Origin of the sequence: Rhodoferax mekongensis, assembly GCF_032191775.1 — a bacterium.
GTDB classification, from domain to species: domain Bacteria; phylum Pseudomonadota; class Gammaproteobacteria; order Burkholderiales; family Burkholderiaceae_C; genus Allorhodoferax; species Allorhodoferax mekongensis.
The window spans coordinates 1,202,236-1,217,096 of sequence record NZ_CP132507.1 but is presented as its reverse complement, the minus strand read 5'-3'; the positions used below and the strand labels follow the sequence as shown (position 1 = coordinate 1,217,096).

Genomic DNA, 14,861 nt, shown 5'->3' with positions numbered 1-14,861 from the left:
CGGACAGTGCCGGCAGGAAGCAAAACGCTAAACTGTGCGCATGATTTTAGCCAGTGCGTCTCCTGTCAGCGTAACCTTGTCGGTTTTGGCGGCTTGTTCTTATGCTTGGCCGGCACTGCGTGCGGACCGTTTGTCACACGCGGCTGCACGCGGATGGGTCGCATGGGCGTGGTTTCTGCATGGTGCCGTACTGGCTTGGGGGCTCCTGTTACCGCCTGCGCATTTCGGCTTTGCACCCGCCTTGTCCATGACGGCGTGGATCGTGGCTGCGGTGTACGCCATTGAAAGCCAGATTTACCCCCAACTTCAAACACGATGGGCGCTCTCCGCCGTCGGCGCGGTCGCGGTCGTGCTGGCATGCATTTTCCCCGGCACGGCCTTGCCCGGCACGGCCTCCATCTGGCTTCCCACGCACCTTGCCTTTGGTGTGGCCAGTTACGGACTTTTCGGAACCGCTGTCGTTCACGCATGGCTCATGGGCCGCGCAGAAACCCGCATTCGTCAGGCGGCAGACCCTCATAGTGGCTTACCCTTGCTAACGCTGGAGCGACTGACCTACCGGTTTGTGGGTGCCGGTTTTGTGTTGCTCACGGCCACTTTGGTCATGGGATATGTCTTCGGAGATGTGGTCTACGGCACAGGCCACGCATGGCACTGGGACCACAAGACCGTGTTTTCACTACTGTCTTGGATCACCTTCGCGATCCTTCTGTTGGGCAGAGCACGTTTCGGCTGGCGGGGCAAACGCGCGGTAGCTGTGTTGTACACGGGTTCTGTGCTGCTGCTGCTGGGCTACGTGGGGTCCCGTTTTGTGCTGGAAGTGCTGCTGGGACGGTCCGCGTGAAGTATCTGGTTGTGCTGCTGATTGCGCTGGTGGTGCTGTGGAGGATTCGCAGCAAGGCCCAAGCCCCCGAAGCGCCCCCCATCCAAGAGCGGGCAGAAGCTGGCCCCAAAACTGTAGAAATGCATGCTTGCACGCACTGTGGACTGCACATGCCTTTCAGCGACATGGTTACAGGTACGCGTGGGCGCTACTGCAGTGCTGGACACCGCGCCTTGGCGGAGCACTGATGCAGCAGGAACACGGGGATCACTCCTGGTTCGGCGCCTCGGCACTGGACGCCCTGCCCGAGCCCACGGAAGATCAAGGGGACTTCAAACGGCTGTGGCAGGCGTTCATGACCGCGCGGCTGGTCTTGGGCGTAGTGCTGGTAATACTGCAAATCACGCTGTACGTCACGGGCTCCGCACACAGCAAAACGCTGCTGGCCGTCTGTGCCGCCTACTTTTTAGGCACTCTGGCGACGCGCATGTATTTGCGCCCCAGGCCCTTGGGAGGCGCGTTTACCCGGTCCTGGGGCGTGCTGATAGGCATTGACGTGCTGGCGTTTTCAGCCTTGCAGTGGCTCCACGGAAATAGTCTCAACTACACGCCTTTGTTTGCACTACCCGTGCTGCTGGCATCTGTTTTGGGATCCTTGCGTTTAGCCCTGGGAACTGCTGCCGGTGTGACCATGCTGCTCTTGGGTGGAGCGGTTTGGACCCAGATTCGCAGCGAACAGGACAATCCAGCCTCGTTCGTCCAGGCCGGTCTCAGTGGTGTGGGTTACTTTGCCATCGCCTTTCTGGCCAACCAACTGGCAACCCGGCTGGCCAATGAAGGCAAGCGGGCACGACAAAGCCAGCTTGCGGCCACTATCCAGCGCGAGGTCAATGAGCTGGTCATCGAAGCCATGCCCGAGGGCGTGATGATCGTGGACCAAGGCGGCATCGTGCGCGCAGCCAACCCTGCGGCACGTCAACTGCTGGGGGATGAGTACCGCTTGCGCGCAGCGGTGTTTGACCTCAAGACAACCCCCGCGTGGAAGCCACTTCTGCGTTTGTGCAAACTCAGCCTCGGTAGTGGCCAAGCCCAGGAGGCAGAAGTTTCGCTGCAACATGATGGAGGCGCCCCACTCAAGGTACTGGCCCGAACGCGGCTGGCCGCTCCGCAAGGTATAGGGGAAGACAGTCTGTGTGTCTTGTTCCTGCAAGACCAACGCCAGGCAGAGGCCCGTCTACGTACCGAAAAGCTTGCAAGTATGGGCCGCATGTCCACTGCTGTGGCCCATGAAATCCGGAACCCGCTGGCAGCAATTGCACAGGCCAACGCGCTGCTGGCTGAGGATTTGAGTGACCCGAAACAGCTGCGCCTGACGACCATGGTGGGACAGAACGCCAAGCGACTTGAGAAGATTGTTGACGACATTCTCAACGTGGCACGTGCGCGCGGGGCCAACTTCGGCGAGCGCGACGCCCTCCATGGACTGAGCGAGGCGGTACACAAGATTAGCAGTGACTGGGCCCAACAGCATGGTCAAACCGGAATGATCGGTTTTGAGATTGATCCGGCCATGCACTCCGTACGGTTTGACTTGGACCATTTACGGCAAGTGATGGTCAACTTGCTGGATAACGCTCACCGCTATGCCAGCCGACAGCTCGAGGCCATCCAGATCACGGTAACTTACAGTGAAGACTTTGCCTGTGTATCCGTTTGGAGTGATGGAGCACGCATGGACCAGACGGTGGAGCGGCATCTGTTCGAACCCTTCTTTTCGTCCGAGAGCCGCTCCAGCGGCCTCGGCTTGTATATTTCCCGCGAGCTGTCTGAGCGGCACAGTGCGACACTGACCTACCAACGCAGTAGCCGGGAACGTGATAGCCAACTGCATGAGGGCAACGAGTTCATGCTGACTCTGACACGATTGAACCTTTCCACACGCGCCGACAGCGAACAAACAACACCATGGCAAGCCTCCCTGTACTGAGTGCCTCCAAAATCTTGGTGGTCGACGACGAACCGGATCTGCGCACCCTCTATGAACTGACTCTGTTACGGGAGGGTCATCAGGTTGACACTGCGGGAACCGTGCAAGAGGCGATGGATGCACTGGCGCGTCAAGCCTACGACCTCGTGATTACGGACATGCGTCTGCCAGATGGACTCGGCATTGATGTCTTGAAGAACCTGCGCCGTCAAGAGCGCAATGAGCGCTGCATGGTGATTACCGCCTACGGTTCTGCTGAAAATGCTGTCGAATCCCTGAAGGCGGGTGCCTTTGACTACCTGACTAAACCCGTAGACCTGAAACTATTCCGGACCGCGGTCACCTCGGCGTTGAACGACACCGCAGGCCCAAGTGCGGGGGCCGATACTGCCAGATCAATAGCAAGGGCGCCAGACAACCCGGCAGCTGCGTCAACGCTGGAATTGATGGCGGGGACTTCCGCAGCCATGTTGGCGGTGAAGGAAAGAATTGCCAAAGTGGCTCGCAGCATGGCACCTGTACTGATCCGGGGCGAATCCGGCACGGGCAAAGAGTTGGCGGCCAGAGCATTGCATGCCAATAGCCATCGGGCTCAGGGGCCATGGGTTGCGGTGAACTGCAGCGCAATACCAGAGTCCTTGCTGGAAGCCGAGTTTTTCGGCGCCAAAAAGGGAGCCTACACCGGAGCAACCCAAGACAGGGCCGGCTTTTTTCAGGCGGCGCATGGGGGGACATTATTTCTCGATGAGATCGGAGATCTTCCTCTGGCCATGCAAGCAAAGCTCTTGCGCGCCATACAGGAACGAAAGATCCGCCCTCTGGGGAGCAGCACCGAGGAGGCTGTGGATGTGCGATTGGTCAGCGCCACCCACAAAGATTTGGCAGCAGAAGTGGCAGCCAACACGTTCCGCCAGGATCTTTATTACAGACTCAATGTCATCGACATCCATTTGCCTCCTTTGCGGGAGCGCAAAGACGATCTCGAAGCCCTGTGCGGTGCCATACTTCAACGCATATGCGCTGAAACCGGAAGCCCCATCCCGGTGATATCAGCATCCATGCTGGAGCAACTAAAGAAGCACCCACTCAAAGGCAATGTCAGAGAGCTGGAGAACCTGCTACACAGGGCCATGGCGCTGTCGGATGGTCAAGCCCTCGAAATGGATGCCGCATATGCAGACACAGGACCTGCTTCGCTGTCCGCCACCTCAGAGATGCCATCTGTGGATACTGTGATGCCTGATATCAACGAGCAAGCAGAGGCCCGCGCAGAGCAGTCTTTGCCGCCTGCACCACCGGCTATACCCAGTGACCTACAAAGCCACCTGGACGCCCAGGAGCGGGACATTCTGGTTCGCGTGCTAACAGAAACACGTTTCAACCGCACTGCGGCTGCTCAACGCTTGGGGATCAGCCTGCGCCAGATTCGTTATCGCATGGAGCGCTTGCGCATCGACGTGCCAGGGGAAGACCGTGACAAAACAGACTGATAAATCACCGTCTCACGCGACCGAATGGAGCGCAGGTTGGTGGCACGAAGCCCAGCGCGTAACGTCCCCCAACTTCGGCCCCAGACCCCCGGGGACCATCGTAGATTTGGTGGTTATCCATTCGATATCGCTGCCTCCGGGGGTATATGGAGGCCCTGAAGTGCAGCAACTTTTCACCAACACCCTCGACTGGGATGCGCACCCATACTTCCAAAGCATACGAGGCATGGAAGTTTCCAGCCACTTCTATCTACAGAGAACGGGAGCAATCCTTCAATTTGTCAGCTGTAACGATCGGGCATGGCATGCAGGTAGATCTCACTACCTGGGTCGGGACAATTGCAACGACGACTCGATCGGTATTGAACTGGAGGGAACGGACGAAGACAGGTTCACTGCATCTCAATACGAAAGCCTCCACCGTTTGTGCAGGGCGATTTCAGGGAGTTACCAGATCCGACACATTGCCGGCCATGAACACATTGCACCGGGCCGAAAAACCGACCCAGGGCCTGCATTTGAGTGGTCCGCTCTGTCCAAATGGCCCGAGATTTCAGGATGGCGCTTTCCCAGTTGAGTGCTATTGAACGACAACACTCGACCTGACATGGCAGGTTACAAAAAAAATTTCCAGCCCCCGGGGGTGCACCTGAACAGTGCGCATGCAGAACCGGCGCGCGATTCCCGTTGAAATGCGCTCGCGAAGCGCGTCAATACTCGCTAAGCAGCCCCAGATCAACAGAAATCAAGGCTCTGCCGTACCGTGAAAGCATGGGATCATCCGCGCCCTCGGGTTTGCGCGGACCCGAAGCCCGCACAAGGGCAGATACACTACCGGTAGTGGCTTGTCACCACCTCAGACCCCAGATATAGTGTGCCTTGATTGTTGCGCATGGACATATGGCGTCACCGTGACAACCATGACTGCCACCAGATCACCACAAAAAAACACCGATTTAGACGAGGAAATCATGCAATCCATCTCTACTGCAATACCCAGCACTGCAGCTCCCCTGTTGTCTCCCGTCCCGGGCACTGAAACATCCCCGACGAACACGTTCGCGCATTACCAGATCATTCGCCGCAATGGCGCGGTGGTGCCTTTTGAGCCCAACAAAATTGCTGTCGCGATGATGAAAGCGTTTCTTGCTGTACACGGTACACAAGGTGCTGCATCCGCCAGCGTGCGGGAAACCGTGGATGGCCTGACCCAGCAAGTCATCCGTGCCTTGGTCCGTTCACGCCCCGGCGGCGGAACTTTCCATATTGAGGACGTACAAGACCAGGTCGAGTTGGGCCTGATGCGCGGCGGCCACCATGAAATTGCACGCGCATATGTGCTTTACCGTGAACGCCGCACCCAAGAGCGTGCCAAACAAGTGGCTACAGAGGCTCCTGCAGCGCCCGTCATTCACGTCATTGACAACGGCCAGCGAGTGCCCTTGGATCTGGCGCAACTCCAATCCCGCATCGAGACCGCATGCAGCGGTCTGGGAGCCGACGTCAAGGCGGCCCCCATCCTGGCAGAAACCATGCGTAATTTGTACGACGGCGTGCCCTTGGATGAGGTCTACAAGGCGGCTATCTTGGCAGCCCGCACCCTGATCGAAAAAGATCCGGATTACACCTACGCCACTGCGCGTTTGCTGTTCCACACAATCTCCCGTGAAGTGTTGGGCCGCGATGTTGCACAAGCGGATATGCAAGAGGCCTACGCGGACTACTTCCCCGGCTTTATCAAACGAGGCATCGCTGCGGAACTTCTGGACGAGAAGCTCCAGCAATTCGATCTGAAGCGCTTGGGCAATGCGCTTAAGGCCAGCCGCGATTTGCAATTCGACTACCTGGGTCTGCAAACCTTGTATGACCGCTACTTCCTGCACGAAGGCAAGACCCGCATCGAGTTGCCCCAAGCGTTCTTCATGCGCGTGGCAATGGGCTTGTCCCTGAACGAAATTGACCGTGAAGCCCGCGCGATCGAGTTTTACGAAGTGCTGTCCAGCTTTGACTTTATGTCCAGCACACCGACCCTTTTTAACAGCGGTACTTTGCGCTCACAACTGTCCAGCTGCTACCTGACTACGGTGCCTGATGATCTGGATGGCATCTACGAATCCATCAAGGAAAACGCACTCTTGTCCAAGTTTGCGGGCGGCCTGGGAAATGACTGGACACGCGTACGTGCACTGGGCTCCCACATCAAGGGAACCAATGGCGAATCTCAAGGGGTGGTACCGTTCCTGAAAGTGGTGAACGACACTGCCGTGGCTGTGAACCAAGGTGGCAAGCGCAAAGGTGCTGTTTGTACTTACCTCGAAACATGGCACTTGGACATCGAAGAGTTCCTGGAGCTGCGCAAGAACACCGGTGATGACCGCCGTCGTACCCACGACATGAACACTGCCAACTGGATCCCGGACTTGTTCATGCGTCGTGTGATGGAAAAGGGTACCTGGACGCTGTTCTCTCCATCCAATGTGCCCGACTTGCACGACTTGTTTGGTGCGGAGTTTGAAAAAGCTTACGTGGCTTACGAGGAGAAGGCTGCCCGCGGCGAGATCAAGCCCTCCCGTACCGTTCAAGCCAGTGACCTGTGGCGCAAGATGCTGACCATGCTGTTCGAAACCGGTCACCCATGGATCACTTTCAAGGATGCATGCAACGTGCGCTCCCCGCAACAGCATGCCGGCGTGGTGCACTCATCCAACCTGTGCACAGAAATCACGCTGAACACATCTGACACAGAGACAGCGGTATGCAATTTGGGCTCTGTGAATCTGCTGCAGCATTTGAAGGATGGCGCCCTCGACCACGAGAAGCTCAAGCGCACCATCTCCACCGCCATGCGCATGCTGGACAACGTGATCGACATCAACTACTACGCGGTGAAAAAGGCGCGTGACTCCAACATGCGCCACCGCCCTGTCGGCCTGGGCCTGATGGCGTTCCAGGACAGCTTGTATGAGCTGCGCATCCCTTACGCGAGTGAGGCTGCCGTTGAATTCGCAGATCGCTCCATGGAAGCGATCAGCTACTACGCTTACTGGGCCTCTACGGATTTGGCGCGTGAGCGCGGCAAGTACCACAGCTATAAGGGCAGTCTGTGGGACAAAGGCGTGTTGCCACCGGACACCTTGGACATGCTGGCAAGCGCCCGTGGCGGCTATGTGGAAGTTGACCGCTCGTCCACACTGGACTGGGATGCTCTGCGCAACAAGATCGCGATGGATGGCATGCGGAACTCCAATTGCGTGGCGATTGCACCCACTGCAACGATTTCCAACATCATTGGTGTGGACGCTTCCATCGAGCCCTGCTTCGGTAACTTGTCGGTCAAGTCCAACCTGTCCGGTGAGTTCACCGTAATCAACAGCTACCTGGTACGCGACCTCAAGCGCTTGGGCTTGTGGGACGATGTCATGGTCATGGACCTGAAGCATTTCGACGGATCCCTCGCTCCAATCGATCGCGTGCCGCAAGAAATCAAGCAGCTTTATGCCACGGCATTCGAAGTGGAGACACGGTGGTTGGTCGAAGCGGCAGCCCGTCGCCAAAAGTGGATAGACCAAGCCCAGTCTCTCAACATCTACATGGCTGGCGCATCTGGCAAAAAGCTGGACGAGACCTACAAACTGGCTTGGCTGCGTGGACTGAAAACCACCTATTACCTCCGCACCATGTCAGCGACGCACGCAGAAAAATCAACCGTCTCTGCGGGACGCTTGAATGCCGTGTCTTCCGGCAACGATGCGCCTGGCTCGACCAAAATGTCCAGTGCTCTGGAAGCTGCTGCAGCTGCGGCACAAGCCCAGATGGAGTTGGCCAGTAATGCTGCAACAGACATCAAATTCTGTGGCGTTGATGACCCGACCTGCGAGTCCTGTCAGTGATTTCAATAGCGTCGCGATACAAATTGCGATGCTATTGAACAACACAAATATTCAGTGAATTGCGTGATTACTTTTCAATTCAATTCACTGCTCACATAATCTGCAAATTGGAATCACCTATGTTGTCCTGGGACGAAGAAGTCAAGCCCGCATCGCCGTTGAATTACGCGCGCAATCCGTCTTTGAATGACGCACTAGCGCAAGTACCGGTGTCTTCTGTTTTTGTTGCTCAAGCACCTCAGACTACGCCGATGGAAGCATCACCGGTGACCAAGGCCATCGCGAGCGGCCACCGGGTCAAGGCATCCGACAAACGCATCATCAATGGACAAACTGACGTAAACCAACTGGTTCCGTTCAAGTACAAATGGGCTTGGGAAAAGTACCTCGCCACTTGTGCCAATCATTGGATGCCCCAAGAAGTCAACATGACGCGTGACATCGCGTTGTGGAAGGATCCCAATGGTCTCACCGAGGATGAGCGTCGCATCGTTAAGCGCAACCTCGGGTTCTTTGTAACTGCAGACTCTTTGGCTGCCAACAACATCGTGTTGGGCACCTACAGACACATCACCGCACCGGAATGCCGCCAGTTCCTGTTGCGTCAGGCTTTTGAAGAAGCGATTCATACCCACGCATACCAATACATCGTAGAGTCCTTGGGCCTGGACGAGAGTGAGATTTTCAACGCGTACAACGAAGTTCAATCCATCCGTGACAAGGATGAGTTTTTGATTCCCTTCATTGAAGCGATCATGGACCCGAACTTCCATACGGGCACCCCTGAGACGGATCAAAAGCTTTTGAAGTCCTTGATCGTTTTCGCGTGCTTGATGGAAGGCCTCTTCTTTTATGTAGGCTTCACCCAGATTCTTGCTCTCGGGCGGCAAAACAAAATGACCGGGGCTGCAGAACAGTACCAGTACATCTTGCGTGACGAGTCGATGCACTGCAATTTTGGTATCGACCTGATCAATCAGCTCAAGTTGGAGAATCCGCACCTCTGGACACCGGACTTCAAAGCCGAAATCAAAGCCCTCTTCGAAAAGGCGGTCGAACTCGAATACCGTTACGCCGAGGACACCATGCCGCGTGGCGTGCTGGGCATGAATGCCTCAATGTTCAAAGGCTATTTGCGCTACATCGCGAATCGCCGCGCCACACAAATTGGCCTGGAGCCGCTTTTCCCTAACGAGGAAAACCCGTTTCCGTGGATGAGTGAAATGATTGACTTGAAGAAGGAACGCAACTTCTTCGAAACGCGTGTTATCGAGTACCAGTCCGGCGGCGCGCTGTCCTGGGATTAAACCACTCGTCATGCCGATCCAGTTTTCGCCCCTGTTCTGCTGCTGTTCAATCAGTGCGATGGGTGTGCGACCCCGAGTTCATGCCGCTGGGAATGCGCCCAGCGGCATGAATCACTTTCTGCCAGATACGCAGCGGAAAGTGCTCTTTGCACCTTGATCAAGGAGAACATGATGGCAACTGCAAAAAAACCGGCCGCTAAGAAGGCCGCTCCCGCGAAGAAAGCTGCTCCTGCCAAAAAGGCCGTAGCAGCGAAGAAAGCCGCTCCCGCCAAAAAGGCTGCAGCTCCTGCTAAAAAAGCAGCAGCTCCTGCCAAAAAGGCCGTAGCAGCGAAGAAAGCCGCTCCCGCCAAAAAGGCCGCAGCTCCTGCTAAAAAAGCAGCAGCTCCTGCCAAAAAGGCCGTAGCAGCGAAGAAAGCCGCTCCCGCCAAAAAGGCTGCAGCTCCTGCTAAAAAAGCAGCAGCTCCTGCCAAAAAGGCCGTAGCAGCGAAGAAAGCCGCTCCCGCCAAAAAGGCTGCAGCTCCTGCTAAAAAAGCAGCAGCTCCTGCCAAAAAGGCCGTAGCAGCGAAGAAAGCCGCTCCCGCCAAAAAGGCTGCAGCCGCGAAAAAGGCCGCTCCTGCCAAAAAAGCTGCCCCAGCCGCCAAGAAGCCTGCTGCCAAGAAGGCTGCAAAAGCACCCGCTGCCAAGCCTGCCGCTGCCCCTGCAGCACAGACCACGTTGAATCCTCAAGCTGCGTGGCCTTTCCCTACTTCCAGCAAGCCTTAATCGGCCTGTCTGAAGTAGAAAAGCCCGGCGCTCACGCTCCGGGCTTTTTTATTTGCGCAATCAACAGATCAGGGATAGAAAGCAAGCAGCCTGTATCCTGAGACCCGTTCTGCCGGATTGCCTGTTTTCAGAGCAATCGGAAGCACTGCCGAAAACTCTGCGCCGGGCTCCAAGGTTGCGGATTTGAATCCGATATCTTGCGGCTTCAAGACACGGCGTATCAGGCTTTGGTCCTGCATATCTGTGAGTGTTAACTCCAATGCTGGGGGCGCCACAGGTACAGGACCAATATTTTTCAAAGCGACATTCAGCCGGTAAACATCGGTACGGACCTTCGTAAACGATGAACTATCAATAACCACCGCCTCGATATTGCGCAATGGGCTCACATTACACTCCGCCACCTCACACAAGACATCGAGTGCGGGGCGCATGGATGGTTCGTAAGCAGCCCATCGGTCCCGCTCATGGATGGCAATCTGCACAGCCCAGCCTGCGATCAAGGTCACGCCCGAAATTCCAAGAAGAACACGCACACCCGTCTTGTGCCAAATGCTGCCCCCGCGCCCTTTGTGCATGAATGAAGGTTGTTTGACTTCATCCCTGTCTGCGACTTTCACCTGGGCTTGCGTGTAACGGGGCGCAGGACCAGACAACGTTTCAAGCGGGAGGGCCGCAGGCGCGTCTAGTGGCGGCGTCTCGTGATCCTCACCCGGGGTCTGCGCAAGGACTTTGGGACTTTGCGACAGAAAATCATCGAATCCCCGGTCAGACGACTCAATGCTGATAGTGTCGGCCGGTGCAGCGTCTTCAGGATGCACGGGGTCATGAACTGTTACGCCGGTCGGTTCAGGAGTAATCGACACATCGGTAGCAAGCGCCTCTGTCGCCCCGGGGGATTCCTCAGACGCGAATCGCAAAGATGCCGCCCAGTCAGGATCCGGGCTGGTGGTGGCTACAGCTGCGCGCGGCTGCTCCGGCTCCAGAGATACTGGAACAGGCTCTGAATGGAGGTTTGCATTCGCGTCAAAGACTTCATCACACTGACCGCAACGAACCCAACCATCGGATATACGCAACTGGTCCGGCACGACTTTGAACATCGTGGAGCATGCCGGGCATTGGGTAATCAGACTCATTGCGTCACATTGTAGGGGGCGCAATCACCTCAATCAGACTGAGGCGGTCATCAAGATCCAGCCGTCCTCGGTGTCTGCGACAGACAGTGTGCAGTACGGCGCATAAGCCGCCTTGAGCTCGTCTGCCTGCCGCTCCAGAATCCCGGCAAGCACGAGATGGCCACCTGCCTTCACATGCGCACATAGCAGCGGAGCAAGCACTTTCAAGGGCGTGGCCAAGATGTTGGCGAGCACCACATCGAATACCCCCTGAGCTGCCTCAGGCAGTCCGGACACCAATGTGACGTGATTTGCTTCGGCATTCAAGACTGTGGAATCCACAGCGGCCTGATCAATGTCAACAGCAATCACCTCCGTAGCGCCGAATTTGGCTGCACCTATGGCCAGAATGCCTGATCCGCAACCATAGTCCAGCACCCGACCGGAACCGCCATTACGCGCAATCCATCGCAAGCACATGCGGGTAGTGGGGTGCGTACCCGTGCCGAACGCCAATCCCGGATCCAGACGAATCACCTCTTTGGCCTGCTCAGGCGGCTCGTGCCAGGTCGGCACGATCCAGAACTCGGGGGTGATCTCTACCGGCGCAAACTGCGACTGCGTCAAACGCACCCAGTCTTGGTCCTCAAGCACCTCGATACCCAAGATACGGCACCCCACAAAGAAGTCTTGGGCCGACAACAGCTGGGCCGCTTCATCCGCTTGGGCACGATCCGAAAACAATGCAATCACACGGGAACGCTGCCACCCGTCTTTGGGGGGCGGCATTCCGGGTTCACCGAACAAGGCTTGCTCGGCATCCGTTTGGGCATCAGCATCTTCCACACTGACACTCAGCGCATCCAACGCGTCCAGGGCATCACTCAGGTTTTCGACCCGGTCTTCGGGACACATCAAACGCAATTCAAACATGCAAAGCCTTATCGCTTGTGTTGTTCCAGCCAATGCTCAAGATAGTGGATATTGGTACCACCGTCCATAAACTTGGCGTCCACCATCAACTCGCGGTGCAAAGGGATGTTGGTACTGATACCTTCGACAACAGTCTCGGCCAGTGCGGTACGCATGCGTGCCATCGCCTGCTCACGGGTATCGCCATGAACAATGATCTTGCCAACCATGGAGTCGTAGTTCGGAGGCACGAAATAGTTGGTGTACACATGGGAGTCCACACGCACGCCGGGACCGCCGGGTGCATGCCACATGGTGACGCGCCCTGGGGACGGAATGAACTTGTAAGGATCTTCCGCATTCACACGGCATTCGATGGCGTGACCACGCACTTCGATTTGACGCTGGGTGAATGGCAGTTTTTCGCCGGCCGCCACCATGATCTGGGTTTTGACGATGTCAATGCCCGTCACCATCTCCGTCACCGGGTGCTCCACTTGCACACGGGTATTCATTTCAATGAAATAGAACTCGCCGTCTTCATAGAGGAACTCAAACGTGCCCGCACCGCGGTAGCCGATCTTCTTGCAGGCAGCCACGCAACGCTCGCCGATACGCTCAATCAGCTTGCGATTGATGCCAGGCGCGGGAGACTCTTCGAGCACTTTCTGGTGGCGACGTTGCATGGAGCAATCGCGCTCACCCAGGTACACCGCGTTCTTGTGCTTGTCTGCCAGGATCTGGATTTCAATGTGCCGCGGGTTCTGGAGAAACTTCTCCATGTACACCGCCGGGTTGTTGAACGCCGCGCCCGCTTCGGCCTTGGTCATCTGCACCGCATTCACCAGCGCCGCCTCGGTGTGCACCACTCGCATGCCGCGACCGCCACCACCGCCGGCAGCCTTGATGATCACCGGGTAGCCAATGGCCTTGGCAATGCGCTTCATCGCCACCGGATCATCGGGCAGCTCGCCTTCAGAGCCGGGCACGCAGGGCACGCCCGCGCGGATCATGGCCTGCTTGGCAGACACCTTGTCCCCCATGATGCGGATGGACTCGGGTGTAGGACCGATGAACTGGAAACCGCTCTTCTCGACGCGCTCAGCAAAGTCCGCGTTTTCACTCAAAAAGCCGTAGCCGGGGTGAATGGCTTCCGCGTCGGTCACTTCCGCGGCCGAAATGATGGCCGGCATATTGAGGTAGCTCAAACCTGACGGCGCCGGACCGATACACACCGCTTCTTCCGCCAATTTGACGTACTTGGCTTCGCGGTCCGCCTCGGAGTAGACCATGACCGCCTTCACACCCAACTCGCGACAGGCGCGCTGAATACGCAACGCAATCTCGCCCCGGTTGGCGACCAGTATTTTCTTGAACATGGGTACTGCGTCTTATTCGATGATGAACAAGGGCTGACCGTATTCCACCGCCTGGCCGTTGTCGCTCAAGATCTTGGTGACCGTACCCGACTTGTCCGCCTCGATCTCATTGAGAATCTTCATCGCCTCAATAATGCAGATGGTGTCGCCTTCCTTGATGGAGTCACCCACCTCCACGAACGGCTTGGCGCCCGGGGCTGAAGAACGGTAGAAGGTACCTACCATCGGAGACTTTACGGTGTGGCCGGCGGGCGCAGCGGCTTCTGCAGGAGCAGAAGCTGCGACGGCAGCGGGAGCAGCTGCAGGTGCGGCAGCCGGAGCAGGTGCTGCATACACGGGAGCGGGCGCATAGCCCTGAACCACTGCACCACCACCCTTGACGATACGGACCTTGCCTTCGGCTTCGGTAATTTCCAGTTCCGACACATTGGAATCAGACACCAGATCGATCAGGGTTTTGAGTTTGCGTAAATCCATGGAATCTCCAACAACCGACATTAGTAAAGCGGCGAATTTACAGCAAATTGCCGCCAAAAAACCATATCTCCGCCCAAAACAAGGGAAAAGATCAGAAAAATGTCTAGATAAAAATGCCCCGAAGGGGCTTGAGACAGTGGATTCAGACCGAATCCGCTAGGTAGGAGCCTCTATTTTACCGCAACCCAAGCAGCGAGGTCCGACTCGGTCACCCGCCCCATTTTCCGCTGCGCAATGGATCCATCCGAAGCCACCAACACCGAGAACGGCAAACCACCTGTGATGTTGCCCAAGGCCCGCCCGAGATCTGCACCTGACAAACCGGCCATGGCGACCGGAAAACTCAAAGGCAGCTTCTTGAGAAATGGCACCACCGCTTCCTTGCGATCGATGGCCAACCCCAGCACCTGTATACCGCGGCTGCCTTGCTCCCTGTAAAAACTGTCCAAAAGAGGCAACTCATCCACGCAAGGCGGGCACCAGGTCGCCCAGAAGTTAATCAAGACTGGCCGCCCCTTGAGTTCAGCCATGGCCAACGTAGTGTCATGCGGGGTTTGCCACTGCTGCGCCCAGAAGCCCGGCACAGGGTCGACCACAGCCAAAGCGGCGTCTTTGGCATGGCGCAGCGACAACCCGATCCCCGCAGCCCCCGCCAAGCCTGCAGCAACACCCCAGAGAACCGTGCGCCTGCGAGAAGAGGAGGATTGCGCCAAATT

At 57.0% G+C, this 14,861-nt stretch carries 13 protein-coding genes; 8 read left to right on the top strand and 5 right to left on the bottom strand.

Going from position 1 to position 14,861, the window contains the following annotated elements:
* Window positions 1-40: 40 nt before the first annotated feature.
* The 8 genes from RAN89_RS05755 (at window position 41) to RAN89_RS05720 (ending at window position 10,259) form a co-directional block, all read left to right on the top strand.
* Window positions 41-844, top strand: a complete 804-nt coding sequence (locus RAN89_RS05755) for a cytochrome C assembly family protein (RefSeq protein WP_313868656.1) — start codon at window positions 41-43, stop codon at window positions 842-844.
* A complete protein-coding gene (locus RAN89_RS05750; RefSeq protein WP_313868655.1) occupies window positions 841-1,071 on the top strand; it encodes a PP0621 family protein in 231 nt (76 codons plus the stop codon). The genes RAN89_RS05755 and RAN89_RS05750 overlap by 4 nt, the downstream gene beginning before the upstream one ends.
* Window positions 1,071-2,810, top strand: a complete 1,740-nt coding sequence (locus tag RAN89_RS05745) for a two-component system sensor histidine kinase NtrB (RefSeq protein ID WP_313868654.1) — start codon at window positions 1,071-1,073, stop codon at window positions 2,808-2,810. Before RAN89_RS05750 ends, RAN89_RS05745 begins: the two co-directional genes overlap by 1 nt.
* The gene (locus RAN89_RS05740; RefSeq protein ID WP_313868653.1) at window positions 2,789-4,300 is read left to right on the top strand and encodes a sigma-54-dependent transcriptional regulator; all 1,512 of its coding nucleotides are present in this window, start codon (window positions 2,789-2,791) and stop codon (window positions 4,298-4,300) included. Before RAN89_RS05745 ends, RAN89_RS05740 begins: the two co-directional genes overlap by 22 nt.
* A complete protein-coding gene (gene ampD, locus RAN89_RS05735) occupies window positions 4,284-4,877 on the top strand; it encodes a 1,6-anhydro-N-acetylmuramyl-L-alanine amidase AmpD (RefSeq protein ID WP_313868652.1) in 594 nt (197 codons plus the stop codon). The genes RAN89_RS05740 and ampD overlap by 17 nt, the downstream gene beginning before the upstream one ends.
* A gap of 394 nt (window positions 4,878-5,271) precedes the next feature.
* The gene (locus RAN89_RS05730) at window positions 5,272-8,190 is read left to right on the top strand and encodes a ribonucleoside-diphosphate reductase subunit alpha (RefSeq protein ID WP_313868651.1); all 2,919 of its coding nucleotides are present in this window, start codon (window positions 5,272-5,274) and stop codon (window positions 8,188-8,190) included.
* 119 nt (window positions 8,191-8,309) lie between these two features.
* Complete coding sequence (locus RAN89_RS05725; RefSeq protein WP_313868650.1) at window positions 8,310-9,497, top strand: ribonucleotide-diphosphate reductase subunit beta; 1,188 nt, start codon at window positions 8,310-8,312, stop codon at window positions 9,495-9,497.
* 171 nt (window positions 9,498-9,668) lie between these two features.
* Entirely contained in the window at window positions 9,669-10,259 is a 591-nt protein-coding gene (locus RAN89_RS05720; protein WP_313868649.1) for a histone, read from the top strand.
* Window positions 10,260-10,327: 68 nt separating this feature from the next.
* Here RAN89_RS05720 and RAN89_RS05715 read toward each other — a convergent pair whose 3' ends face one another.
* The 5 genes from RAN89_RS05715 to RAN89_RS05695 all read right to left on the bottom strand — a co-directional run bounded on the left by RAN89_RS05715 (window position 10,328) and on the right by RAN89_RS05695 (window position 14,858).
* The gene (locus RAN89_RS05715; protein ID WP_313868648.1) at window positions 10,328-11,398 is read right to left on the bottom strand and encodes a zinc-ribbon and DUF3426 domain-containing protein; all 1,071 of its coding nucleotides are present in this window, start codon (window positions 11,396-11,398) and stop codon (window positions 10,328-10,330) included.
* 33 nt (window positions 11,399-11,431) lie between these two features.
* Window positions 11,432-12,310, bottom strand: coding sequence for a 50S ribosomal protein L11 methyltransferase (gene prmA / locus RAN89_RS05710; RefSeq protein WP_313868647.1), 879 nt, complete (start codon window positions 12,308-12,310; stop codon window positions 11,432-11,434).
* 8 nt (window positions 12,311-12,318) lie between these two features.
* A complete protein-coding gene (gene accC / locus RAN89_RS05705) occupies window positions 12,319-13,668 on the bottom strand; it encodes an acetyl-CoA carboxylase biotin carboxylase subunit (RefSeq protein ID WP_313868646.1) in 1,350 nt (449 codons plus the stop codon).
* 12 nt (window positions 13,669-13,680) lie between these two features.
* The gene (gene accB / locus RAN89_RS05700) at window positions 13,681-14,145 is read right to left on the bottom strand and encodes an acetyl-CoA carboxylase biotin carboxyl carrier protein (RefSeq protein ID WP_313868645.1); all 465 of its coding nucleotides are present in this window, start codon (window positions 14,143-14,145) and stop codon (window positions 13,681-13,683) included.
* Window positions 14,146-14,315: 170 nt separating this feature from the next.
* On the bottom strand, window positions 14,316-14,858 hold the full coding sequence (locus RAN89_RS05695) for a TlpA family protein disulfide reductase (protein ID WP_313868644.1): 543 nt from the start codon (window positions 14,856-14,858) through the stop codon (window positions 14,316-14,318).
* Window positions 14,859-14,861: the final 3 nt, after the last annotated feature.